This is a genomic window from Stappia stellulata (genome assembly GCF_020176715.1).
Taxonomy (GTDB): domain Bacteria; phylum Pseudomonadota; class Alphaproteobacteria; order Rhizobiales; family Stappiaceae; genus Stappia.
Map to the genome: position 1 here is coordinate 78,273 of NZ_JAIVMF010000013.1, position 24,870 is coordinate 103,142.

Sequence of the window (24,870 nt, forward strand, 5' to 3'; positions counted from 1 at the left end):
CAAGCTCTTCCGCGCAGCCGTCAGTCCCGGGACCCGAAGCCGCATCCATGTCGAAATCCGAACAGCAAGACAACAAGCCCGCCGATACAGACCTCGCCGCCCGCGCCGTCGAGGATCTGACGCTCGAGGAGGCGGCGAGCGAGCTGGAGCGGCTTGCCGCCGAAATCGCCGAACACGACCGGCGCTATCACGGCGAGGATGCGCCGGAAATCTCGGATGCCGATTATGACGCGCTGAAGCGGCGCAACGATGCCATCGAGGCGCGGTTTCCCACTCTGGTGCGCAGCGACAGCCCGTCCTTGCGGGTCGGCACGGCACCTGCGGACGGCTTCGGCAAGGTCACCCATGCCTTGCCGATGCTCTCGCTCGACAATGCGTTTTCCGACGAGGACGTGCGCGATTTCGTCGGCCGCCTGCGGCGGTTCCTGAAAATCGATCCGCTCGCCGGCACCATCGTTTTGACGGCGGAGCCGAAGATCGACGGCCTGTCGCTGTCGCTGCGCTACGAGGCGGGCCGGCTGGTGAGTGCTGCAACGCGCGGCGACGGCACGGTGGGCGAGAATGTCACCGCCAACGCCCGCACCATCGGCGATATCCCGACGCAATTGCCCGATGGCGTGCCGGAAATCGTGGAGGTGCGCGGCGAGGTCTACATGCACCACGACGACTTTCGTGCGCTCAACGCGCGCATGGAGGCGCAAGGGACACGCGTCTTCGCCAATCCGCGCAATGCGGCGGCCGGATCGTTGCGCCAGTTGAACGCCGAGGTCACCCGCTCACGGCCCTTGCGCTTTTTCGCCTATGCCTGGGGCGAGATGAGCGAGGTGCCCTGCGACACCCAGTATGACATGGTGCAGAAACTCGGCGACTGGGGCTTTTCCATCAACAGCCGCATGCGCCGCTGCGACAGCGTGGAGGCTGTGCTCGACGTCTATCACGCCATCGAGGAAGACCGTGCGCTGCTCGGCTATGACATCGACGGCATGGTCTACAAGGTCGACCGGCTCGACCTGCAGGCGCGGCTCGGCTTCGTCTCGCGCGCGCCGCGCTGGGCGATCGCGCACAAGTTTCCGGCCGAGAAGGCCTTCACGGTGCTGAACGACATCGAGATCCAGGTCGGACGCACCGGCGCGCTGACGCCGGTCGCCAAGCTGGAGCCGGTGACCGTGGGCGGCGTCGTCGTCTCCAATGCGACGCTGCACAACGAGGACTACATCAAGGGTATCGGCGCCAAGGGCGAGGAGATCCGTGGCGGCAAGGACATTCGCATCGGCGATACGGTGCGCATCCAGCGTGCCGGCGACGTCATTCCGCAGATCATCGATGTCGATCTCGACAAGCGGCCCGACGGGTCGAAAGCCTATGTGTTTCCGACCCTGTGCCCGGCCTGCGGCAGCCACGCGGTTCGCGAGGAGGGCGAGGCCGTGCGCCGCTGCACCGGCGGGCTGATCTGCCCGGCACAGGCGAAGGAAAAGCTGAAGCATTTCGTCTCGCGTTTGGCCTTCGACATCGACGGTCTCGGCGACAAACAGGTCGAGTTTTTCTTCGATCTTCCGATGGAGGAAGGCGGCATCCGCCAGCCGGCGGATATATTCACGCTCGCCGAACGCGATGCCGCCTCGCCGATCAAGAAGCTCAGGAATCGCGACGGCTGGGGCGAGACCAGCGCCGCCAACCTCTTTGCCGCCATCGAGGCGCGCCGCGAGGTGCCGCTCAACCGCTTCATCTATGCGCTCGGCATCCGCCATGTCGGTGAGGGCAACGCCAAGCTGCTGGCCCGGCACTACGGCTCGTGGTCGGCCTTCGCCAAGGCCATGGAAGCGGCGGGCGAGACCGGCTCCGAGGCCTGGGCGGAACTGCTCGACATCGACGGGGTCGGGGAGACGGTGGCCCGCGCGGTGGTCGAGTTCTTCGCGGAGACGCACAATCGCGATGCCGTGTCGGCGCTTTTGGAAAAGGTGACGCCTGAGGATATGGAACAGGCCGACCCCGGCGACAGTCCGGTCTTCGGCAAGACGCTGGTCTTCACCGGCTCGCTGGAAAAGATGAGCCGCGACGAGGCCAAGGCGCGCGCGGAGGCGATGGGCGCGAAAGTGTCGGGCTCGGTCTCGAAGAAAACCGATCTCGTGATTGCCGGCCCCGGTGCCGGCTCGAAACTGAAGAAGGCTACGGACCTCGGCATCGAGGTGATCAGCGAGGACGACTGGATCGAGATGGCCGGCGGCGGCTGAGCGCGCCGTCACCGGGTGTGTTTGCGCGCCGCCCCTCCCACGCGACGGGGAAGTTGCTATATTGGTCCAAATAGCGAACAGATTCGCGCAAGCGCATATCCAACCCGTCGAGACAAGATCCTGCATGCCCGATTTCCCCGGTGACGACAGCTCCCGAGTTCCGGCCCCGGCCGATGCACGCCGTCACGCCGGTGCACCGCCGGCGCCGGGCGGCGGCATCGCCGCGCGCGCGCGCGCCGCAATGGCGCGTCCGGCCCAGGCGGCGCCCTATCTGGAGGGGCTCAATCCGGAGCAGGCCGAGGCGGTGGAAACCCTCGACGGCCCGGTTCTGGTGCTCGCGGGCGCGGGCACCGGCAAGACCAAGGTGCTGACGACGCGCATCGGGCATATTCTCGCAACGCGGCGCGCCTTCCCGAGCCAGATCCTGGCGGTGACCTTCACCAACAAGGCCGCGCGGGAGATGAAGGAACGCATCGCCCGGCTGATCGGCGAGGGGGCGGAGGGCATGCCGTGGCTCGGCACCTTCCATTCGATCTGCGTCAAGATCCTGCGCCGGCACGCCGAACTGGTCGGCCTGAAGTCCGGCTTTTCCATTCTCGACACCGACGACCAGATCCGGCTGATCAAGCAGATCATCCAGGCGGAAGGGCTCGACGACAAGCGCTGGACGGCGCGTGCCTTCGCCGGGATGCTCGACGGCTGGAAGAACCGTGGCCTGACGCCGGAACAGATCCCGGAAGGCGAGGCGCGCAGCTTTGCCAACGGGCGCGGCCGCGACCTTTACGCCTTGTACCAGGAGCGGCTGTCGATCCTGAACGCCGCCGATTTCGGCGACCTGCTCCTGCATGTGATCACGCTGTTTCGCGCGCATCCCGACATCCTGGCGGAATATCAGCGCCGCTTCGCCTATATGCTCGTCGACGAGTATCAGGACACCAATATCGCCCAGTATCTGTTCCTGCGGCTGCTGGCGCAGGGCAACACCAACATCTGCTGCGTCGGCGACGACGATCAGTCGATCTACGGCTGGCGCGGGGCGGAGGTCGACAACATCCTGCGCTTCGAGCACGATTTTCCGGGCGCCAAGGTGGTGCGGCTGGAGCGCAACTACCGCTCCACCAGCCATATCCTGGCCGCCGCTTCCCATCTGATCGCCCACAACGAGGGGCGGCTCGGCAAGACGCTGTTCACCGACGTCGTCGACGACACGGAAGAGGACATGCGCGTCACCGTGGCCGCCGTCTGGGATTCCGAGGAAGAGGCCCGCGCGATCGGCGAAGAGGTGGAGGCCTTGCATGCCAAGGGCCACAGCCTCGATTCCATGGCGATCCTGGTGCGGGCCTCGTTCCAGATGCGCGAGTTTGAGGACCGTTTCGTCACGCTCGGCGTGAATTACCGGGTGGTCGGCGGTCCGCGCTTCTACGAGCGCATGGAAGTCCGCGATGCCATGGCCTATTTCCGCTGCATCGCGCAGCCGGCCGACGATCTCGCCTTCGAGCGGATCGTCAACACACCGAAGCGCGGCCTCGGCGAGGCGAGCCTCAAGCTTGTGCATGCCTATGCCCGCGCCAACCGCATTCCGCTGATGCAGGCCGCGTCCGACCTGTGCCAGACCGAGGAACTCAGGCCGAAGGCGCGCACGGCGCTGAAATCCCTGCTCGCCGATTTCGACCGCTGGCGCGACCAGATGCCGACGATGTCGCACACCGACCTCGCCGAGGTCGTGCTGGACGAGTCGGGCTATACCGAGATGTGGCGGGCCGACCGGTCTGCGGAGGCGCCGGGCCGGCTCGACAACCTCAAGGAGCTGGTGCGCTCCATGGAGGATTTTGAATCGCTCTCCGGCTTCCTGGAGCATATTTCGCTGGTGATGGACCGGGACGCGCAGGGCGATGCCGAGGCGATCTCCATCATGACGCTGCATTCCGCCAAGGGGCTGGAATTCGACACGGTGTTCCTGCCCGGCTGGGAGGAAGGACTTTTCCCGCATCAGCGCGCGCTCGACGAAAGCGGGCGGGCGGGGCTGGAGGAAGAGCGCCGGCTCGCCTATGTCGGGCTGACGCGCGCAAGGCGGCGGGCGAAGGTCTGGTTCGCCTCCAACCGGCGGATTCACGGGCTGTGGCAATCGACCGTCCCGTCGCGGTTCCTGGACGAGCTCCCGGCGGAGCACGTCGAGGTCGTGGAAGCGTCGGCGAGCTATGGCGGCTATGGCGGCGGGGGCTATGGCGCCAGCCGCTTCGACACGCGCGATCCGTTTCAGGCAAGCTATTCGACGCCGGGCTGGCAGCGGGCGAAGCGGGCGCAGGCCGGCAATGCCGCGGGCGGCGGGTTCGCCGGGCGGATGGGCGGCTCCGAGCGGCGCGGACAGGGCGGACCGCGCACAATCGAGGGCGAACTGGTGGCGAAATCCGTCGCCGATGTCCCGTCGACCTTCGATCTTGGCGAACGGGTGTTCCATCTCAAGTTCGGCTACGGCGAAGTCGTCGGCATCGAGGGCAACAAGCTCACCGTCCAGTTCGACAAGGCGGGTCGCAAGAAGGTGCTCGACAGTTTCGTCGAACAGCATTGAGCCCTTCAAAAGGCAACGAGCCGTGGACCCTCAAGAGCGTTTTCTTGGAAAGACCGAGCCGACCGATTGGCGATTTTGGCGTTGGGTTACCATGTGCCAGGCGCTTGGCTTTTCCGTGCGCTCCGCGCCCGACGACGACGCCATCGCCGAGGTCACCCTGCCGGTGACGGCCGCGCCCGCGACGCCGTAGACGAGTGCCGGCGCGGGCGCCGGCTCAGCCGGCGCGGATCTCGCTCAGCGATTTCATCGGCGTGATCGCTTCCGGATCAAGCTTCAGGTGCAGCAGCGCCGGCTTGCCGGAAGCTGTCGCGCGCTCGAATGCCGGGCCGAACTGCTCCGCCGTCTCGACCGTTTCCGCATGGGCGCCATAGGCGCGGGCGAAGGCGGCGAAATCCGGATTGACCAGTGTCGTCGCCGAAACACGCCCCGGGAAGTCGCGCTCCTGATGCATGCGGATCGTGCCATACATGCCATTGTCGACGGCGATGACGACGATGGCCGCGCCCTCCTGGGCCGCCGTTCCGAACTCCTGCATGGTCATCTGCAGGCAGCCGTCGCCGGCAAAGCAGACGACGGTGCGCTCCGGATACTTGAGCTTGGCGGCCACCGAGGCCGGCAGGCCGTAGCCCATCGAGCCGCTGGTCGGCGCGAGCTGGGTGTTGATTTCGCGGAAGCGATGGAAGCGGTGCACCCAGGTGGCGTAATTGCCCGCGCCGTTGGTGAGGATGGCGTCGGTGGGGAGGTTTTCCTCCAGCCAGTCCATCACCTCGGCCATCTGCAGCGCGCCGGGAACCTTCGGGCGGGCCGACGACCAGGCGAGATAGTCATCATGGGCGGCTTTGGCGAGGCCCGGCCAGGGCGTTTCATTGGGCGGCTGCAGGCCTTCCAGTGCCGCGCAAAAGCCGTTGGGCGAGGCGTGGATGGCAAGGGCCGGCCGGTAGACGCGGCCAAGCTCCTCGGCGCCGGCATGGACATGCACCAGATCCTGGGCGGGCTGCGGGATCTCGAGAAGATCGTAGGACTGGCTCGGCATTTCCGAAAGCCGTCCGCCGATGATCATCAGAAGATCCGCCTCGCGCACGCGTTTCGCCAGCGCCGGATTGACGCCGATGCCCACGTCGCCGGCATAATTGGGATGGAGGTTGTCGAACAGCATCTGCCGGCGGAAGGAGCAGGCGACCGGCAGCTCGAAGCGTTCGGCGAACCGCTGGAACGCCGCGCGGGCCGTCGCGCTCCATCGGCTGCCGCCGAGGATGGCGAGCGGACGCTTCGCCGCCCACAGGCGTTTTTGCAGGTCGGCCATCTGGGTCAGCCCCGGATGGGTCTCGATCGGCGTGAAGGGGCCGAGCGACTGCGGCGCGGCGCAAGCCGCCAGCATGTCCTCGGGAAGGGCCAGCACCACCGGGCCGGGACGCCCGGATGTGGCGGTGTGATAGGCGCGCGACAGCATTTCGGGAATGCGTGCCGGATCCTCGATCTCGGCCACCCATTTGGCGATGCCGCCGAACATCTGGCGATAGTCGACCTCCTGGAAGGCGTCGCGACCGCGCATGCCGGTTTCGATCTGGCCGACGAAGAGGATCATCGGCGTGGAATCCTGCTGTGCGACATGCACGCCGGCGGCCGCGTTGGTCGCGCCGGGACCGCGCGTCACCATGCAGATGCCGGGTCGTCCCGTCATCTTGCCCCAGGCGTCGGCCATCATCGCCGCGCCGCCTTCCTGACGGCACACGGTGACGGGAATGCTGGCGTCATGCAGGGCGTCGAGCACGGGCAGGTAGCTCTCGCCCGGCACGCAGAACACGCGTTCCGCGCCAAGCTCCTCAAGCGCGCGCACCAGCAAGACGCCGCCGCTTGCCTGCGTCGCAGATGCTTCCGATCCCGCCGTGCCCGTCATGATGTCCTGGTCCCCGATCTGTCGCGATATCAGTCTTCTGTCGCCGATATACACCGCTGACGGGCGCTCACGCAAAAGCGCGACCTTCCGCATCCTATTCCAGTTCGGAATAGGATGCGGGGTCGTGCGATTGCGGGCCGTGTCCGGCGCAGGTCCTGCCCGTGCCGGAAGGCGGGCGCGTCACAGATCCTGAACGGTCACGACCTGAAACGTGTGAAGGTCGCCGTCGTCGTCCTTGATGGAGACATATTCGCCGGGGCGGAACGGATGGGTGTTGAAGCGGTAGCCGGCTTCATCGTCCTCGTCGCCCTCGATATCGTAGTGGAAGGCCCAGGAGCCGCCGGGACGGTGGCGCAGATGGCCGATGTCTTCTTCCTCGTCCGCCCAGAAACGGCGCACGCGGCACTGCTCCTTGTGTTTCTTCCAGGCGGCCGGATCGATGTGGTCCTCCGCGTCGAGCGGCGCGACGAATTCATATCCGTGACGGGCGGAGCCGTTCGGGAATTCCTTGGTACGGGCCAGGTTCAGGCGAATCTTCTTCAGGCCGAGATGCGCGGTCATGAAAGCGGGGTCCCTTTTTTCTCGCAGTCATACAACCCATAGGCTTACCCGATGCGGCGGCGGAGACAATGAGCAAAATCAAACCCGTCGGCGCCCGGGGCTCCCGGCCACAACCAAGGGCCGGTGCGATGGCCTGCGAAGGATCAGCCTAGCTGGCGACCTCATGGGTCCAGACGTTGAAGGCGTCGAGTATGTGCGGGCCGAAGGAGTTGACCAGCGGGACGTCGGCGGCGTCGCGACCGCGGGCGATCACGATCCGGCCGATGCGCGGACGGTTGTTGCGCGGGTCGAACGCATGCCAGCCGTCGTCGAGAAAGACCTCGATCCAGGCGCTGAAATCCATCGGGTCGACCACCGGAACGCCGATGTCGCCCAGATGTCCGTTGACGTAGCGGGCCGGGATGTTGAGGCAGCGGCAGAAGGTCAGCGCCAGATGGGCGAAGTCGCGGCAGACGCCGACGCGCTCCTCATAGGCCTCGAAGGCGGTGCGCGTCGCGCGTGCCTGCAGGTAGTCGAAATGCAGGTGTTCATGCACGAAATCGCAGATTGCCTGCACCCGGTCCCAGCCCGGCGGCAAATGGCCGAAGAGATCCCAGGCCGTCTGGCTGAGGCGGTCGGTCTCGCAGTAGCGGCTTCCGCTCAGCCAGCCAAGACAATCGGCGGGCAGGTCGGGCACGAGAACCTCGCGCGCCTGACGGTGGGCGACCTCCGGTGCGCCGCTGTCGGCGACCGTGACGTTGCCGGTGATCGTGAAAGCGCCGGCCGGCGCGACCATCCTGAGGGCCCTGTTGCCGAACGGGTCGATGAAACCGGAGGTAACCACCTCCGGATCGGTGCTGAAGGTCTCGGGACCGCGAATGTCGGCCATGCGGTCCGGATGAACGGACAGCAGGCAGACGAGTGCCGTTGGTTCCTCGCATCGCAGGGTGATTTCGTAGCCGCAGCGGATCAGCATGAAAGTTGCGCTTTATCGGAAATCGGAGGCGACCAGTACATAGGACGCATGACGGGCATTGGAATAGGCCTCGCGGGCGACATCCTGAACGGAGCGGCGCTGACGGTCGAAGGCCGAAAGCGCCCCCGCTTCGCGCCGTTCGTCCGCATCGAGAGTGTCCATGCCGGGATCGTCGGGCCGTCCGGTCTCGGATTTCACGAGTGCCGCGGCCTCCACGAGAAAAGACACCTCGAACACACCGTCATGACCGGTGAAGCGCACGCCGTTGCGCGCCGCATCGAAGCTTCGGCTCGGGTTCGGAAAGTTCAGCGTCATCGGTCCGGACCTCGGGGTTCCTGGGGATCGGCGTCCGAACGGGGATTGCGTATTGCTGTCGCTGTCGCGGGCCGGGCCTGCCGTCCGGCGGCAATGCGCCGGTTGAGAACGACCATGATATCGGTCGCCATCGTGTGGCTGAGCCCGGTGAGGGGTTCTCCGCCGGCCTGGGCCGGAGCGCCGGTGAAGGCATGATACACGGTCCAGGTGCGGTCCCGCTCGATCAGGCGGCCCAGTTGGCGGTCGGGAAAGCGAGACGAACCCGTGACGTCCGTGGTCTTGCGGGTTTGTCGCCCGGGCGCGCCAGGCGTCTGACCGGTATTGTCAGGGGCGCTATGCCGCCGGGTGATCATGATTGGCGCGTGGCCTTGCCGCGGGGCGGTGTGGCATTGCTGGCGCTCGCCATCTTGCTTCCGAAGGTCGGAACGTCCGGCTTGGCCGCCGATTTTTCCTTCTTCGGTTTCCTGGCTTCGCGGTTGCTGCGTTGCTGTCCCTTAGCCATGTCCAAATGTTCTTTCCGAGAGGGTTGCATTGGCGTCGTCGATCGATCCGACCTGTTCCAGGCTGTCCTGCGTGGCGACGCGCTCGTGGCGTTCTTCCTCGTTGCGGATCCGGTACTGGGGCGAGCCGTTGACCGGCGGCAGCATTCCGGTGATGCGGTAGCTGTTGGTCGCCGGCGCGCCGCCGATGCGGCCCTTCAGCCGGACGCTCTCGCCGAGAGAGAAAAGATGCGTGTCGGCCTCGATGGCGGGCGGGCCGATGTTGCGTCGGCGGTAGGTTGCGATTGTCATGAGTCTGTCCAGTTCTGAAAGTGCGGCATTTTCATGCCGTCAGGATCGGCGCTTGCCGATTGCGCCTGGCCTTGTCCGGTTGCGCGGTCGAACGCGGGGCGTTCGCGCTTGCGTGCGGGGGAGGCAAGGACAAAGGAAGAGGCGCGTGGAAACGGACCAGCAAAAGTACAGGGACTTTTCTGCGGGCCCGAAAATCATTTTCGATGGGTTCAGTATTTTTCTTCAAAGGAAAGACAAACAAAACCACCGAAACAAGATCACCATACATGGCGATTGGGTTTTAAGTAAGGCTTTTGCAATTTTAATTTGCGTTTTTCGGGCTGACGACTTTTAGGAAAAAGGGAGGGGCAGGCCCAGGCGGCGGCTCGCTCGTCGTGACCCGCCAGGCAGGCGCATTCGCCGCACGGCAGGGGCGGACGAGCTTCCTCTCCCGTGCATCAGCTCTCGCGGATCGGCAGCGGGCGTTGTTCCTCGATCGCCTCCATCGCGAAATAGGAGGTCACCGTGTCAAGTTCCACCCCCGCGATCAGACGCTGGTAGACTGCGTCGTAGCCGGCCATGTCGCGGGTGACGATCTTCAGCATGTAATCGTAGTCGCCGCCGATCCGGTAGAAATCGATCACCTCCGGAATGGTCGAGACATGGGTGCGGAAGCGGGTCAGCCAGTCGAGCGAATGGTGGCGGGTGCGCACCATCATGAAGACGACGAGGTCGAGGCCGAGTTTCTCCCGGTCGAGGCGGGTGCTCTGGCCGAGGATGACGCCGGCCTTCTTCAGCGCCTGGATGCGGTTCCAGCAGGCGTTGGCCGACAGGTGAACCTTTTCCGCCAACTGGCGCTGGGTGAGGCTGCCGTCGCGCTGGATAAGTCGCAGGATCGCGGCATTGAACTGGTCGATCATTCTTCGCTCATTTCGATCAAAATCATCAATCTCACGATCAATCTCGCTTAAATTGGAGCCAATTTCGATCAAGAAAGGACAATTCTAACGTCTTCCGCAACATGGAATCGCGATCGGGAGGCAAAATGAGACGTCTGGCGGACTTTGCGCGCGACCTGCGGGCCGACGGCGACACGCTCGCCCGGCTCAGGCAGGACGTCATCGGCGAGGGCGTTTGCTTCGACGGTCCCTTCGGCACGCGGCGGCTGGTCTATGCCGACTACACCGCCTCCGGTCGCGCGCTTGGCTGCGTCGAGCGCTTCATCGCCGAAAGCGTCCTGCCGTTCTACGCCAACAGCCATACCGAGGCCTCGTTTTGCGGAAGCGCGATGACCCGGCTCAGGGCCGAGGCGCGGGCGACGATTGCCCGTCTCCTCAACGCGGGGCCGGACGCCTCGGTGATCTTCGCCGGCAGCGGCGCCACTGCCGGCGTGACGCGGTTGGTCTCGCTGTTCGGGCTCGATCATCGCGCAGGGGACGACCACGCCGGCTTGCGGCCTCTCGTGATCATCGGCCCCTATGAGCATCATTCCAATATCCTGCCCTGGCGCGAATCCGCGGCCGACGTGATTGCGGTCGATGAGGCACCGTCCGGCGGCCCCGATCTTGAGGCCCTGGAGAAAATCCTGCGCCGCAATGCCAAGCGGCCGCTGATCGTCGGCGCGTTTTCCGCAGCCTCGAATGTCACCGGCATCGTCACCGATGTCGTCGCGGTGACGCGGATCCTGAAGCGGCACGGGGCACTTGCAGTCTGGGATTATGCCGGCGGGGGACCTTATCTGCCGGTCGACATGCGGCCCGCGCCCGGCGTCGCGCTCGATGCCGTCTTCCTGTCGCCGCACAAGTTCGTCGGCGGACCGGCGGCCTCCGGCGTGCTGGCGGTGCGTGGGGATGCGGTGCGGCGCAAGATCCCGACCGCGCCCGGCGGTGGGACCGTGACCTTCGTCTCGCCCTGGGGGCACGATTATTCCGCCTCGCTTGCAGCGCGCGAGGAAGCGGGCACACCGGATGTGATCGGCGACATTCGCGCCGCGCTCGTCTTTCTGGTGAAGGAGGCGATCGGTCAGGAAACCATCGCCGCGCGTGACGGTGTCCTGTGCGAGCGCGCCTTCGCGGCCTGGTCCGCCGTTCCCGAGATCGACCTTCTGGCCGGCGACAAGCGGGCGCGGCTGCCGATCTTTTCCTTTCGGGTCCGCGACGGCGCCGGCGGTTTCATTCACCAGCAGCTGGTGACGAGGATGCTGAGCGACCACTACGGCATTCAGGCCCGGGGCGGTTGTGCCTGCGCGGGGCCTTACGGCCACCGGTTGCTGGAGATCGACGCGGCTGCGTCGTCGGTGTTGCGCGCGGCGATCCTGACGGGGGAGGAGATCGAAAAGCCGGGCTGGTGCCGGCTCAACCTGTCGTATCTGATGGAGGATGCGACGGTGGGTTTCGTGCTGGACAGCGTTGCCGATCTTGCACGGCGCGCCCCGTCTCTCGTGCCGCTTTATGCCTGCGACCGGACGACCGCCCGGTTCTCGGCCGCCGGATAGCCGCAGATGCAAAAAGGGCCGCGTCGCCGCGGCCCGAGAGTGATGACAAACCCTGAAGAATCGTCATCCCGGCCGAATGCAATGAGAGCCGGGATCGGGGAGGCACTGCCTGTCGGCTTCTTTTGGCTTGAAATTATGGGCCTTTAGCTCTCCGATACCGGGTCGCGCTGACGCTTGCCCGGTATGATGCCTGGAGCAACTCCACCTTTATCAGCAGTCTGAGGGCCGCGTCGCCGCGGCCCCTTTCAGTGATTGATACGACCAGGTGTCAGGCCGCGCGGACCCCCGCGAGGAACCTGTCGACCTCGCTGCGCAGCACTTCCGACTGCTGCGACAGCTCGTTGGCCGCGCTGACCAACTGGCTGCTGGCGGCGCCGGTTTCGGCCGCCGTGGAGCTGACGCTGGTGATGGTGGTCGTCACCTCGTGCATGCCGCTCGACACCTGCTCGATGTTGCGGGCGATCTCATGGGTTGCAGCGCCCTGCTGTTCGACCGAGGCCGAAATCGCCGTCGAGACCTGACGGATCTGGTCGATCGTCTCGCCGATCGAGCCGATGGAGGAGACGGTTTCGTCCGTTGCGCTCTGGATGCCCTTGATCTGCTTGCCGATTTCCTCGGTCGCCTTTGCGGTCTGGCTGGCCAGTTCCTTCACTTCCGCGGCAACGACCGCAAAGCCCTTGCCGGCCTCGCCGGCACGCGCGGCTTCAATGGTGGCGTTCAGAGCCAGCAAGTTGGTCTGTTCGGCGATGTCGGTGATCAGGGCGATGACCTCGCCGATCTTGTCGGCGGCCGTGGTCAGGGCCGAGACCCGCTGGTTCGTCGCGGCGACATTCTTGACCGCGGCTTCGGAGATCTCCTGGGAATCGCTCACCTGACGGTTGATCTCGGAGATCGAGCTCGACAGCTCTTCCGCAGCACCGGAGACGGCCTGCACATTTGTGGAGGCTTCCTCGGCCGCGGCCGAAACGGTTGCCGAGCTGGCGGAGTTCTCTTCCGCGGACGCCGAGAGGGTCTGGGCGGAGGCCAGCATTTCGGTTGCTGCCGAGGAGACGCTGTTGACGATGCCGCCGACAGCCGCCTCGAATTCCGAGGCCAGCTTTTCGCGGGCGGCACGGGCTTCCTCGGCGGCGCGGGCCTCGAGTTCGGCCTGCTGGCTTTCCAGCCGCTTCACCTCGATCGCATTGTCCTTGAAGGTTTGCACGGCGGAGGCCATGTCGCCGATTTCGTCGCGGCGCCCCTGATAGGGGACGTCGACGGTCAGATCGCCACCGGCGAGATGGAGCATGGTTCCATTCATCCGGGTGATCGGCCCGGAGACCCCGCGGGCGAACAGGAAGCCGACGGCCCCTGTGATGACGACGATCCCAAGGCCAAGCAGAACGACCCAGTTGCGCAATTCGATCGAGGGTTCCTGGACTTCCGCTTCGTCGATTTCCGCGATCAGGGCCCAGGTAACACCATTGAACGTCAGCGGCGTGTAGCTCGAAAGAACCGGCGTGCCCCGATAGTCAAGGATACTTCCCACGCCCGCCTTGCCAGCCAGTGCATCGCGCACGGCGACCGTGTCGGCTTTCAGGCTCAGGATGCTCGTCGGGTCGCCGTTCTTGCGAAACCGGCTGTCGGACCGCAGCAGCTTGTCCGAGCCGACAAGATAGGTTTCGCCCGTGCGGCCGAGGCCGGCCGAATTGTTCATGATGGTGTTGATCCGGTCGATCGGCATCTGGAAGATGAGCGCGCCCTTGAAGCTGCCGTTGTCCTCGAGGACGGGCGTTGCGATAAAGCTTGCCGGCGCATCGTTGGAGGGGGCATAGGCGGCGAAATCCGTGAAAGCGATGGTGCTGGATGACGGGGTATCACGAACCTTGCGGAACGCGGCTCCGATGTCCGTGTCCTTCCACTTGCCGGTTAGCAGATTGGTGCCGAAGTCATTTTCCTTGAACACGGAATAGACAAGATCGCCATTCGGTTCGACAAGGAAAACGTCATAGTAGCCGCGTGCCTGCTGAAGGTGGCGGAACCAGGGATGGAAGGTTGCGTGGGTCTTGCTGTAGGCGCTGCCGTCGGCCGCTGCGTCAAGCTTGTGCTTTTCGCCCAACGGGTTGGGATTGTTGAAGATATAGGCATCGCGCAGGGCCGTGTGCTCGGCGGCTCCGGTTGCACCGTAGGTTTCCTTGAAAGCCGCGAGGGCATCGTGAACCATGCTGTTGTCCGCCACGACCTTGAGGTCTTCCTCGATGCTTGCGAGGTAGAGGGCCATTTCAGAACTGCGCGAGCCGACAACTGCTTCCATGTTGCGGGTCGCGGCCTCGCTAAGATACCGGCTCGAAGACAGGTAAGAGGAGACACCTGTAACAACGGTTGCAATTACGGCAAAGACAACCACGAGGACTGGTATCTTGGCCGAAATACGAAGTGAAGGCATTCGTGCGAACATTGCAGGCGCTCCATGTTCTTGGACTTCTACTTAAACGGATGCGCCGTATTGATTAACCATTGCTAAAAATGTCAGCATTATGCCTATTTTTTTGGCAATTCGGGTTGTAATAATACGAAAGCATTTCTATCTGAAATTGTTGTCGAAAATTTTTTTCTTTATTCGTCAGTACCTTGCCGTTAGGGCACCCCTTTCGTCGGCAAACGGATAAAGTTTGCGGTTTTCGGGCGTTGCGCCGCACGACTCGCGCGAAAGGGCGTGGAATTTTGCGCGGACAGGCTTGTTTCGCGAATCGGAGAAGACGATCGAAACCACACCCGACAACATCGAGAAGAGCCGGAACACGCAGGCGCGATTGTCCTGGTAGGAAGCACGCGCAGGCCATTGACGGATTGTCTGTCGCGCCGCATCGCCTCGTCGACGTGCTGCCGGTGTTCTGCACCCGTCAGGCTGTGACGCGTTTCATGGCACCCATGACTCCTGGAACCTGATCCGCGACATTCCGGCCAATAGCGTCGAATGCGGTGCGGCGGGCGGAACTCTCTGACGGCGATGGCGCATTTCGCCTCGATCTTCGAGCCAAACCACTGCACCCGAAAGATCGTCGGCTTCGACAGCGTCCGGATGTTGACCTCCGCCATCGGGCACCGCGACGGCAACCGGGTGATTGGCCATGTCCCGAAACACGAGCGGGTGAAGGGCGATATCTGCGTGACCGTCCCTGCCTGTCTGGACTGATGCCCGGCTGCGACCATCGGCCTGTTGCATCTCGACCTCTCCAAGTCGACGTGCAAGCTGCTCCATCTTGTCCGGCTCGGATGGCGCGGGGCGGACGTCGCTTTTTCACGGGATCGACCACGAGGACCCTCTCGGCCAAGCGATCGCGTTCCCGACCAGGCACAACGGCGGTGTGAACACGGGGCCCCACGTGCGCTGCACCTTGCTCGTGCGCGTGTCCGACCGTCTGCATGTGCCCGAGGACACCGGGCGGGCGGCAAGCGCCCTAGCGGACCAGGTCCTTCATCGCCGCTTCCAGCCCCTCCAGCGTGAGCGGGTAGTGGCGCCCCTCCATCAGCTTGCGGATCATCTGGATCGACTGGGTGTAGGGCCAGTGGCGTTCCGCGACCGGATTGAGCCAGACGCTCTTTTGGTAGTGGGCCGTCAGCCGCTGGATCCACGCTGCGCCCGGTTCCTCGTTCCAATGTTCCACGGAGCCGCCCGCATAGGCGATCTCATAGGGGCTCATGGAGGCGTCGCCGACGAAGATCGCCTTGTAGTCCGGCCCGTATTTGTTGAGCACATCGAAGGTCGGCAGACGTTCGGAATGGCGGCGGGCGTTGTTCTTCCAGACGAATTCATAGGGGCAGTTGTGGAAGTAGAAATACTCCATCACCTTGAATTCGGTGCGCGCGGCGGAAAACAGCTCCTCGCAGATGCGGATGTGGTCGTCCATCGAGCCGCCGATGTCGAAGAACAGGAGGACCTTGACCGCATTGCGCCGCTCGGGCCGCATCTTGATGTCGAGCAGGCCCTTGTGCGCCGTGGCGCGGATGGTGTCGTCGAGATCGAGTTCCTCCGCCGCCCCCTGACGGGCAAAGCGGCGCAGGCGTTTCAGCGCCACCTTGATGTTGCGGGTGCCCAGCTCGACGGTGTCGTCCAGATCCTTGAAGCTGCGCTTGTCCCAGACCTTCACCGCGCGGCGGTGCCGGCTCTCGTCCTGGCCGATGCGCACGCCTTCGGGATTGTAGCCATAGGCGCCGAAGGGCGACGTGCCGGCCGTGCCGATCCACTTGCTGCCGCCCTGATGCCGGTCCTTCTGCTCCTTGAGCCGCTGCTTCAGCGTCTCCATCAGCTTCTCGAAGCCGCCGAGCGCCTCGATCTGCGCTTTTTCCTCCTCGGTGAGGTGCTTTTCGGCGAGCTTGCGCAGCCAGTCCTCGGGAAGTGCCTCCGCCTCGATCGCAGACCCCAGGTCGAGACCCTTGAAGGTCTGGCCGAAGATCCGGTCGAACTTGTCGAGATTGGCCTCGTCCTTCACCAGGCAGGCGCGGGCGAGATAATAGAAGTCCTCGACCTGACGGCCGGCAAGGTCGGCCTTCAGCGCCTCCATCAGCGTGAGGTACTCGCGCAAGGAGACGGGCACCCCGCCGGAGCGCAGATTGGTCAGGAAGGTTATGAACATGCGCGCAAGTTACGGGGCTTGCGGGGCGCTGTCGAGATCGCAAGCCCGCGAATGTCGGGGCCTGCCGCCCATGCGCGGTGACGGCGTGGTGACGGCGCGGTGCAACGCGGGGCCTCCCCTGCGGGCGCGCCCCCGGGTCAGCTGACCGCGGCCTCATCCGGGACGAATGTCGTGCCGGGAGCGATCAACTGCGCCAGAATGTCGGCCGAGACCGGGCGCGACAGCAGATAGCCTTGGCCCAGGCGCACGCCAAGCGCCCTGAGGGCCTCGAGTTGCTCATGGGTCTCGATGCCCTCCGCAATCACCTTGGCTTTCATCTGCAGGGCGATGTCGATGATGTTTGGGACGAGCGATGCGCGCAGGGAGGTTTCGCTGCGATCGATGCCCTGAATGAACTGCTTGTCGATCTTGAGATAGTCCGGCGCCATGCGCAGGACTTCCGCGAGATTGGAAAAGCCGACGCCGAAATCGTCGATGGAGACGGTGAACCCGAGGGCCCGCAAGTGGCTGAGGGCCGCCTGCTTGTCGGTGCGCAGCATGATGCCGGCCTCCAGGACCTCGCAGTTCAGTTTCAATCCGAACCGACGCGCCCGCGTCACCGCGTCCGACGCGGCGAGTTTGGGGAGATTGTCCTCGCGCAGGTCGTTCTGGAAGAAGTTGATCGAGACGGTCCAGGAGCGCGCCACGTCTCCCAACGCTCCGAGGTCGTCGGCGACGATGCCGATGATCCGCTCGGTAAAGGCCCAGGTGTCATGCGCCTTGTCGATCTCGGGGATGAAGACATCCGGCGTGAGCGGGCCGGTCTCGTCCCGGAAACGGGCAAGGGCCTCGACGCCGACGATCTGTCCGCTCCCCAGGTCGATGATGGGTTGATAGTGGCAATGAAAGCCGCCGCTGCCGGAGCTGCGCAGGGCGCGCGCGATGCGGCCGGGAATGCTTCTGCGATAGGCCAGGCGATTGTAGACCCGGCGCTGCGTGACCGCTGCGAACAGCAGGCACAGGGCGATGCTGGCGCCGATCAGGACCATGTGACGCTGAAGCAGCTCCTCGCCCGAGTAATAGCCCGCAAGGCAGAAGCCGAGTTGCTCGTTGTTGTTGCAGACCTCGGCGGAAAGCCCGCCTGACAGAAACCGGTTTCCTTCGGCGACAAATTGCTGGAACAGCCCCGGCGTGCCGTAGAGATGGATGCCGTAGTCCTCGTCGGGCGGGCGGGTGAACGCCTCCCAGGAAAACGGGGTCTTGGTCCCTGACAGCGCGCGCTGATCGATCAGGACGCCGATCCGGCCGGCTGCAATGAAGAGATTGGCATTGCTTTGCGGCAGACCGTCGACCCTGAAGTTGAGCCAGATGTAGCGTCCCGGGCGCCGGCGCGACTGAAAACTCGGCTCCGGAATGGCGATCGGGCGCGGGAAGACCCCGAAGGTTCCCGAACAGATGGCGAAACCGCCGGCAGCCTCGTCCAGGATCAGAATGTCATGAAGGAAATTGTTGGTGAAAAGGGTGGTGCTGAGTTTGCGCAGATAGGCGGGGCTGCATCCAAGGTCTGGATCCTTGCCAAGACCGTTCAAGGCGGCATTCGCCTGCTGCGTGACGAGCCCGGTCCGCGTCATCATGGTCTGAAGGGCCGTGCGCATTTCGCCGCGCACTTCGTATCCATGCAGGAACTTGATCATGACGAGAAGGACGGCGGCAACCAGAAAGGCCAAGCCTATGCTGATCACGCGATCTCTTGAATAGAAAGCCACATCAAGCCCCTGGCAATTGTCGGTGTTTTCAGACTGACTGCCGACTCAGGGAAATGCAAGAATTGTAAAATTCAAATACATGTAAAAAATACGGATAATAAATCTGAATCTTTTTCTATCTTTATGTTTGGGTGCATATGCGGGCCGACAGTGTCGTGTAGCCCGGGCGCGCATCTTTTCTTTTTTATGTGCGAAACAAAGAAATTAAAAGAGCTGCCCGCGCGGTTCAGGTCTTCGCTGAGGCTCGGCCGGAGCCTTCTTCAAGCAGGGCGCGGGTTTCCGGGTCGCTGCGGAACATCTCGCCCATTACGTCCGACACCGCCGGTCCGCCATGGCCGACGAAGGGCACGGGACGGCACACGGCAATGGCGGCAATGCCGACGCGCGCGGTCAGGAGACCGTTGATCACGCCTTCGCCGAGGCGCGCGGACAGGCGCGCGGCAAGGCCGTGGCCAAGCAGTTGCGACACCAGGCTGTCGCCGGCCGCCATGCCGCCGGTCATGGCGAGATGCGTCACCACATGGCGCGCCAGCCGCAGGAAGCCGAAGATGCCCGGGCGACCGCCGTAGAGGTCGGCAAGCCGGCGCATCACCCGCAGGTTTTCCATCAGCACCACCGCAAGGTCGAGGGCGGCGCGCGGCGAGACGGCCGTCACCACGGAGACGCGTTTGACGCTTTCCTTGACGATCCGCACGGCGCGGGCGTCGATCTGCTTCATCAGTTCGCGCTCGGCAAGGCGCACCAGATCGCGCCCGTCGATCACCTCGCGCAGATGCGCGGAGAGAGCCGCACGGCCCGCCGCCGTTTCCGGGCGGCCGGAGTAGAGCGCAACCAGTTCGGCAAGGCCGGCTCGCGCGGCCGTCTCGTCGTCCTGTTCGGCGGCCTCGGCCAGCGTCTGGCGCAGGCTGTCGATCTTGCGCAGCCGCAGGAGCCCGAAAACTTCGCGCAGGGCAAGGCCGATGGCGGCGATCGCGGCCAGGGCGGCGAGGGCGACGGCGGTCCAGCCGAGCCAGTCGGTGCGCGCGAAGAGGTCGCGGATCAGCGCGTCGACCGACAGGCCGATCGCGAGCGAGGCAAGCCCGCCGAGGCCGATGGCAAGCCAGCGCCCCCAGCGCGGGCCCCGCTTGGACGGAAGGGGCGCAACCGCGGTGTCGCTATCAAGATCGGCACCGGCGTCCGCCGGCAGGTCCTCGTCCATGCTCAGCCGCGTGTCGTCGAGACGAAAGGCCGCCGGTTGCCGGCGCTTGCGTTCGCGCGGGCCGGCGGTTTCGCGGGAGCCTTGCGCGTCGCTCATGTCAGATAGTCTCCAAAGAGGAAATGCAGCGCCCGGTCGAGGCGGATGTGCGGGAGGGAGAGTTTCAGCCCTTCCGCCGTCGTTTGCAGTTCGGGCGGGCGGAACCGCACGAAGCGCACCGGCGGCTGCGGCTCCGCGCCCGGGGCGAACACCGTCTCGGGATCGTCCGGCAGGTCGCCGGGGAAAAGCGCGATCTCCGTCTTGCCGTCGTAGGTCTCGCCATTGACGCGTTCGCCGGGAAGGGGTGTCCCCAGGATCGCCGGCATGGCCTCGCCGTCGTGGGTGACGCGTGCCTCGCGGGTGGCCCGGATCGCGGCAAGCGCCAGGACGTCGACCTCGGCGCCGCTGTAATGGGCGCGCTCCAGCGCCCGTTTCACCAGGCGGCGCAGGATCGCTTCCAGCCGGTCGTGGTCGGCGCGGTGAAGATGGTCCGCCTTGGTCGCCGCGAACAGGATCCTGTCGATGCGCCGTGTCAGGATGGAGAACAGCCGCGAGACGCGGCCCGGCCGGAAGGCGGCCAGGATCTCCGACAGCGCGGTTTCCAGATCGGCGAGCGCGGCCGGTCCGGCGTTGAGCGCGCTGAGCGCGTCGACCAGCACGATCTGCCGGTCGAGCCGGGCGAAATGATCGCGGAAGAAGGGCCGCACGACGTGCTTCTTGTAGGCTTCGTAGCGCCGCTCCATCATCGCGCGCAGGGATCCGGGCGGCGCGGTTCCCGCATCCGGCGCGATGTCGAGCGGGGCGAAGGTCAGCGCCGGCGAGCCGTCCAGGTCACCCGGCATCAGGAAACGTCCCGGCGGCAGCATGGAGAGCGCGCGGCCTTCCGCCCGGCAGTCGCCGAGATAGGCGGTGTAGTGGCGCGCGAGATCGCGGGCGGTCGTCTCGTCGGCCTCGGTGTCCGGGTCGATGTCGGCGAGCGCGTCAAGGAAGGGGCGGGCGATCGGCGCGCGGGCGTCCTGGCGCGCCCGCTCCAGCGCCTCGCGCGAGAAGGTCGCGAAATCCTTGTCGAGCAGCGGCAGGTCTAAGAGCCATTCGCCCGGATAGTCGACGATGTCGAGATGCAGTTTTCCGCGCCCCAGCGCCCGCGACAGGAAATGCGCGGATTCGAAGGTGATCGTCAGCCTGAGCTCGGAGACCTGGCGGGTCGACTGCGGCCAGTCGCGTTCCTTCAGCAACGTGTCGACATGGGCCTCGACATCGAAGCGCGGCACGTCGTCATCCGGCTGCGGCTCGAGCGCGGCGCGGGCGATGCGCCCTTCCGCAGCGGCATCGAGCATCGGCAAGCGCCCGCCGTTCACCAGATTGTGGATCAGCGCGGTGATGAACACGGTCTTGCCGGCACGCGACAGGCCGGTGACGCCAAGGCGCACGGTCGGCGTGCCCAGGTCGCTGACGGTCTCGGCAATGTTGTCGACGGAGTAGCGGACTTCGTCGCTCAGGCGGGAAAGAAGCGTCTTGCGGGTCAATGGGTATCTCCGCGCCGCCATGTGGTGCGGGGCGTGTGGTCTTGCAAGGGAGCGGCGTCAGCAAACAGGCGGAAACGCACGGAAAGCGCCGCTGGTCTCATGTGCCGTCGTTTGTGTCGGGGGGCGTGTCGCCGCCGTCGTTGGCCGCCTCCGGCAATGCCGACAGCGACGTCATCGCCGCCGGAAGATGGCGCGGCAGGCAATAGGCGAGGACGCGTCCGCTTGCGCGCTCCACATCGGACCATCGGTTCGCGGCGAAATCGATCACCGCGAGCGCGGCTGTCGGGTATTTGCCCTCGATGGCTTCGACCAGCGACGGATTTCCGCCGCCGACGAGTTCCAGTGCCGTGTCACGCATCGCAGGATTGTGGCCGATCAGCATCAAGGTGCGCGAGCCGCCGCCAAGGGCGCGGATCAAGTCGACATAGTCCATCTCGGACTCGTCGTAGATCCCGCGCATGATGCGAATGTCGATTTCCCCGGAAAGGTGGGGCAGGACGAGCGCGAGCGTTTCCCGGGCGCGCTGGGCGGTGGAGCAGAGCACCTTGTCCGGCATCAGGCCGTGGCGGGCCAGATGAGCGCCGATGGCAGGGGCCGCGCTTCGTCCGCGCGCGTTCAGGGTCCGGTCGTGGTCAAGCGCCGACGTGTCGTGCCAATCGGACTTGGCATGCCTCAAGAGCAACAATCTCAGCATGGCGCGTCCTTTCTCGTGCATCTGGTCCAGGAACCATACAAAGCCGTCACCCCGCGCTACAAGGGGCGGCGCGACCGGACGATAGAAGGGAGATTTGCTGAATGCCCACACCAGCGTTTTTAGTGTTGGAATCTGCTTGGGAAACTCTCGTAAAAGTTGCGTATCGTAGTTGCTTGGATCATGACTATTTTGTGGTTGCTGTAGATTCTTCGGTATGCGAAAGTCCTGTGGTTGCATTTAACGACCTTGCAACCTCTATCTATTTGAAGGCCCTGGCTAGGGTCCGGACATGGTGTCAGAATGAGTTATATTCCTCATATTATTGATGTTTTTGTTATTTTTGTTGGAACGCTGACGAGTATCTTCATCTTCCGGCGTCAGAGCGAAAACAGCCGGTACCAACTCCGTAAAACTCGTGAGACTCAGGTCGCGGTTCAGTTCGTGAAGGAACTGAGCGGTGCGTTGAGTGCGTGGTGGGTTGCTGCTCTTAAGATCGAGGCCGGGGAAACGGTCGATCCGAAAGAGCGGGAAATGCTCGCCGCCGTTTCGATTTGGCTCCCGCTAGATATGCGCAATCAAGCCATGCGTGCGCTCAACGCGTTAAATGCAAAACAGGGGTCGCGTGATGAGGCAAAGGGATGTGCAAAAGCGTTGCGCGAAAAAATTGTAGACTACGTAGAAAACACAATTCACCGGTAGTAAATTTGAAAGGGGCAGGGCATGCAGAACGACGGCGACCCTATTTCGGAATATGCGGAACAGAGACGCGAGGAGATCTCCCGAGCACGAGAACAGCGCCACGATGCGCTGGCGAAGAAGCAAAGTGCCCAGGGAAAGGAAAAGCACCTTCTCTCGATCGAGCATTCCGAAGTTGCCTATACCATTAAACCCAGGTCTTTGCCGTTCTCGATGATTGATTTGGGGGAACTCGTGGCAAGGGTCGAGGAACGCTACAAGTGCCGCTTTATCGACCCGACCGCAAAATTTCGGTCCGGAATGCAGATGGACCAGCTGGATGCCGACGACCGCAAGGCGCTTTACCGGCAAACCCTCAGCCTGTTGGAAAACGGCCAGATCCAGATGATCAGCTTTCAGGGAGGGCTTTACCGGATCAAGGCCGGCACGACGGTGCCAATTAAGATCATCTCGTTTACACGGGAAGTTATTCAGGTTGCGGTTAGCGGCTCAAGCGATATCGCGGAATCGATCATTCAGGATTGTGCTGAATATATCTGGGATGCGACGGGGGAACCCCGTCAATGGAGTGCAATCGAAGCTGAACATCAACTCACGCGCTATGCGACATCTACGGAGATCGAGCTTCCCTTCAGTTTCGAACTGCTTTTGAACCCGTCGTTCTATGGTTTTCTGCAGAGCGCTAATGATGAAGCCAATGACTACTGTATCGGCATGCTGCCGATCCAGCACCACAGACCGGAAAAAAAGAACGACCGTAAGCCGGCGGTGAGTATTGCACTAGACAAGATGTATTTTCAGATCCGACTGTTCGACGTGCAGACTGGCATTACAGAGAACGCCAAGCTCGAGATCGAGGTGATGACCGCCACAGGGTACGGATCGGGCATTGTGACGATTACGACGCTCTTGCCCTACCAGACGCACATGGATTTCGTGAATGCCTTTATCGAGACCATTGAGGAGACACAGGTCACTTAAGGTCACGGGATAACGCTCAGCCGTCCTCCGGCTCCGGGCGATACTCGATGAGGTCGCCCGGCTGGCAGTCCAGTGCCTCGCAGATGCGTTCCAGCGTTTCGAAGCGCACGCCCTTCACCTTGCCGGATTTCAGCAGCGAGACGTTCTGTTCGGTGATGCCGATGCGGTCTGCCAGTTCGCGGGAGCGCATTTTCCGCCGGGCCAGCATGACATCGAGATTGATGATGATCGCCATGGTCCGCTTCCTTACACGAACTGGCGGTTCTCGTCCGCAACCCTTGCCGCTTCCTCCAGCGTCCAGCCGAGCACGATCATGAGCATGCCGGCGATGATCGTCGTGATGTCGTTGCTGCCGAAGCCGACAGCCAGGACCCGTTCGCCGGGCGGGTTGGGCAGCGAGACGACGACGCTGGCAATGGAGCGGATCACGATCGCGACGGGGCCAAGGGCGGTGACGATGAGACCGATCCGTTTCAGCCGGCGTCCGCTTTCCGGCGTCAGGATGTTGCCGGTGGCAAATCCGTGAAACAGGCGCTGGACCACGACAAAGCCAAGGAGCGCCAGACAAAGGGGGATCGCGGCAAGGGCGAGGGCGGCGAGGCGGGTCGCCGGCGTGAGCGCTGCTTGCTGCGACGCGGCCAGGGCCTCGACCAGGCGGGCGTCCAGCGTGGCCGGATCAAGGAACGCGAGAGCCACGGCCAGGATCGGAACGACGAGTAGCCCGACGACCGGAACAAGTGTGATCGCCGCCATGATGCGGCTGACACGCTGGATGCGGGCAAGGCGCCCACGGGAAGAGGGCGGTTCGTTCTCGCGAAGTGCCATGTGATGAGTCCCTTATTGACATATGCTGTTTTTTTATTGTGTAACATTAAAAAATAATCGTCAATCACATATCCGTCGGTCTCGTTTCCTGCATTGGAGCCCTCTTCATGCCCCGTCCTGTCCTGCCGCTTTTCGCGCGGATTGCGCTTTTGCGCATTGCCGCGCCGGTGTGTGTCGCCCTGCTGCTGGCGGCCTGCGGTCATGTACCCCTGACAAGCATGGTGAAGCTTCGCGCCTTCGACCTGAAAACCACCGATCCCGAGCAACTGATGGTCGCCGTGCGACATCCCGACTGGATCCGCATCCCGCAAGGGGGCGCGGTAATGGTTATCGAGCAGCGCAGTGCGCCGGAGGGGCCCGTCGTTCAGCGCGACGAGATCGTCTTCGAACGGATCGAGGGCGCGGGCGAACCCGCGGGCCTCGCCTCCGAGCGGCGAAGTGGCACGACGCTGAGCGTCTTCGCCGTTGCGCCGGAAGATGCGGACAGGGTCAGGTCCGTGCAGCGCCGTCTCGGCGCGCGCCGGTCGCAAGGCGCATCCCGGGCGAGCGGTTCGCTGTCGGTTTCCGTCAAGGGCTGCCGCGTCGGTCCGGTTCCGGAGGGACCCGTGCCGGTCTCGACCTTTCTGGCCGCCAGCGAGTTCGACGGGGTCGTGGCGCTGCTGCGCGATTTCGACCTGAAGGCGGCAATGCGCGAGGCGGGGGCGCCGGTCGAAGACACGATCGCGAGCTGCGACGCGGCCCCGGTGGACGGCGACTGAGGCACG

General features: G+C 64.2%; 22 protein-coding genes. 7 read left to right on the forward strand and 15 right to left on the reverse strand.

The genetic code is table 11. The features are described from left to right. The first annotated feature begins 47 nt into the window (after window positions 1–47). Together ligA and LC092_RS15250 are read left to right on the forward strand one after the other, a co-directional pair. Window positions 48–2,231, forward strand: a complete 2,184-nt coding sequence (gene ligA, locus LC092_RS15245; protein WP_224807981.1) for an NAD-dependent DNA ligase LigA — start codon at window positions 48–50, stop codon at window positions 2,229–2,231. Between the two features lie 124 nt (window positions 2,232–2,355). Next, window positions 2,356–4,800 (forward strand): ATP-dependent helicase, encoded by a 2,445-nt coding sequence (locus LC092_RS15250; RefSeq protein ID WP_224807983.1) that lies wholly within the window; start codon window positions 2,356–2,358, stop codon window positions 4,798–4,800. 214 nt (window positions 4,801–5,014) lie between these two features. Here the strand turns inward: LC092_RS15250 and LC092_RS15255 are convergent, their stop codons facing one another. The 7 genes from LC092_RS15255 to LC092_RS15285 form a co-directional block, all read right to left on the reverse strand. Further along, window positions 5,015–6,697: a thiamine pyrophosphate-binding protein gene (locus LC092_RS15255; RefSeq protein WP_224807985.1), complete on the reverse strand. Its 1,683-nt coding sequence runs from the start codon at window positions 6,695–6,697 to the stop codon at window positions 5,015–5,017. 180 nt (window positions 6,698–6,877) lie between these two features. Continuing rightward, window positions 6,878–7,258, reverse strand: coding sequence for a hypothetical protein (locus LC092_RS15260; RefSeq protein WP_224807986.1), 381 nt, complete (start codon window positions 7,256–7,258; stop codon window positions 6,878–6,880). A gap of 148 nt (window positions 7,259–7,406) precedes the next feature. Beyond that, on the reverse strand, window positions 7,407–8,213 hold the full coding sequence (locus LC092_RS15265) for a transglutaminase-like domain-containing protein (RefSeq protein WP_224807987.1): 807 nt from the start codon (window positions 8,211–8,213) through the stop codon (window positions 7,407–7,409). A gap of 12 nt (window positions 8,214–8,225) precedes the next feature. Then, complete coding sequence (locus tag LC092_RS15270; RefSeq protein WP_224807988.1) at window positions 8,226–8,528, reverse strand: DUF1488 domain-containing protein; 303 nt, start codon at window positions 8,526–8,528, stop codon at window positions 8,226–8,228. Window positions 8,529–8,877: 349 nt separating this feature from the next. Beyond that, entirely contained in the window at window positions 8,878–9,030 is a 153-nt protein-coding gene (locus tag LC092_RS15275; protein WP_224807989.1) for a hypothetical protein, read from the reverse strand. Further along, on the reverse strand, window positions 9,023–9,319 hold the full coding sequence (locus tag LC092_RS15280) for a hypothetical protein (RefSeq protein ID WP_224807990.1): 297 nt from the start codon (window positions 9,317–9,319) through the stop codon (window positions 9,023–9,025). Before LC092_RS15280 ends, LC092_RS15275 begins: the two co-directional genes overlap by 8 nt. Window positions 9,320–9,756: 437 nt before the next feature. After that, a complete protein-coding gene (locus LC092_RS15285; protein ID WP_224807991.1) occupies window positions 9,757–10,218 on the reverse strand; it encodes an Lrp/AsnC family transcriptional regulator in 462 nt (153 codons plus the stop codon). 125 nt (window positions 10,219–10,343) lie between these two features. On the opposite strand from LC092_RS15285, the gene LC092_RS15290 reads away from it, so the two are divergent. Then, window positions 10,344–11,792: an aminotransferase class V-fold PLP-dependent enzyme gene (locus LC092_RS15290; RefSeq protein WP_224807992.1), complete on the forward strand. Its 1,449-nt coding sequence runs from the start codon at window positions 10,344–10,346 to the stop codon at window positions 11,790–11,792. A 268-nt stretch (window positions 11,793–12,060) separates the two neighbouring features. On the opposite strand, the gene LC092_RS15295 is transcribed toward LC092_RS15290, so the two are convergent. Next, the gene (locus LC092_RS15295) at window positions 12,061–14,226 is read right to left on the reverse strand and encodes a methyl-accepting chemotaxis protein (protein ID WP_318245931.1); all 2,166 of its coding nucleotides are present in this window, start codon (window positions 14,224–14,226) and stop codon (window positions 12,061–12,063) included. A gap of 552 nt (window positions 14,227–14,778) precedes the next feature. Between LC092_RS15295 and LC092_RS15300 the strand changes: the two genes are divergently transcribed. Then, window positions 14,779–14,964 (forward strand): hypothetical protein, encoded by a 186-nt coding sequence (locus LC092_RS15300; protein ID WP_224807995.1) that lies wholly within the window; start codon window positions 14,779–14,781, stop codon window positions 14,962–14,964. A gap of 265 nt (window positions 14,965–15,229) precedes the next feature. On the opposite strand, the gene LC092_RS15305 is transcribed toward LC092_RS15300, so the two are convergent. From LC092_RS15305 to LC092_RS15325, 5 genes are all read right to left on the reverse strand, one after another. Then, window positions 15,230–16,405 carry a vWA domain-containing protein gene (locus tag LC092_RS15305; RefSeq protein WP_224807997.1) on the reverse strand — a complete coding sequence of 392 codons (1,176 nt, stop codon included), beginning with the start codon at window positions 16,403–16,405 and terminating at the stop codon, window positions 15,230–15,232. A gap of 137 nt (window positions 16,406–16,542) precedes the next feature. Then, complete coding sequence (locus tag LC092_RS15310; protein WP_224807999.1) at window positions 16,543–18,126, reverse strand: EAL domain-containing protein; 1,584 nt, start codon at window positions 18,124–18,126, stop codon at window positions 16,543–16,545. Window positions 18,127–18,376: 250 nt separating this feature from the next. Then, window positions 18,377–19,444, reverse strand: a complete 1,068-nt coding sequence (locus LC092_RS15315) for a YcjF family protein (RefSeq protein WP_224808001.1) — start codon at window positions 19,442–19,444, stop codon at window positions 18,377–18,379. Next, complete coding sequence (locus LC092_RS15320; RefSeq protein WP_224808003.1) at window positions 19,441–20,910, reverse strand: YcjX family protein; 1,470 nt, start codon at window positions 20,908–20,910, stop codon at window positions 19,441–19,443. Before LC092_RS15320 ends, LC092_RS15315 begins: the two co-directional genes overlap by 4 nt. A 97-nt stretch (window positions 20,911–21,007) precedes the next feature. Continuing rightward, a complete protein-coding gene (locus LC092_RS15325; protein ID WP_224808005.1) occupies window positions 21,008–21,841 on the reverse strand; it encodes a SixA phosphatase family protein in 834 nt (277 codons plus the stop codon). Between the two features lie 63 nt (window positions 21,842–21,904). Between LC092_RS15325 and LC092_RS15330 the strand changes: the two genes are divergently transcribed. Next, complete coding sequence (locus LC092_RS15330) at window positions 21,905–22,303, forward strand: hypothetical protein (protein WP_224808007.1); 399 nt, start codon at window positions 21,905–21,907, stop codon at window positions 22,301–22,303. 21 nt (window positions 22,304–22,324) lie between these two features. Further along, window positions 22,325–23,281, forward strand: a complete 957-nt coding sequence (locus LC092_RS15335; RefSeq protein WP_224808009.1) for a hypothetical protein — start codon at window positions 22,325–22,327, stop codon at window positions 23,279–23,281. Between the two features lie 16 nt (window positions 23,282–23,297). Here LC092_RS15335 and LC092_RS15340 read toward each other — a convergent pair whose 3' ends face one another. Both LC092_RS15340 and LC092_RS15345 read right to left on the reverse strand, forming a co-directional pair. Further along, window positions 23,298–23,516, reverse strand: coding sequence for a helix-turn-helix domain-containing protein (locus LC092_RS15340; RefSeq protein ID WP_224808010.1), 219 nt, complete (start codon window positions 23,514–23,516; stop codon window positions 23,298–23,300). Between the two features lie 11 nt (window positions 23,517–23,527). Further along, window positions 23,528–24,106 (reverse strand): DUF2975 domain-containing protein, encoded by a 579-nt coding sequence (locus tag LC092_RS15345; RefSeq protein WP_224808011.1) that lies wholly within the window; start codon window positions 24,104–24,106, stop codon window positions 23,528–23,530. 107 nt (window positions 24,107–24,213) lie between these two features. Between LC092_RS15345 and LC092_RS15350 the strand changes: the two genes are divergently transcribed. Beyond that, entirely contained in the window at window positions 24,214–24,864 is a 651-nt protein-coding gene (locus tag LC092_RS15350) for a hypothetical protein (RefSeq protein WP_224808012.1), read from the forward strand. The last annotated feature ends 6 nt before the right edge of the window (window positions 24,865–24,870 follow it).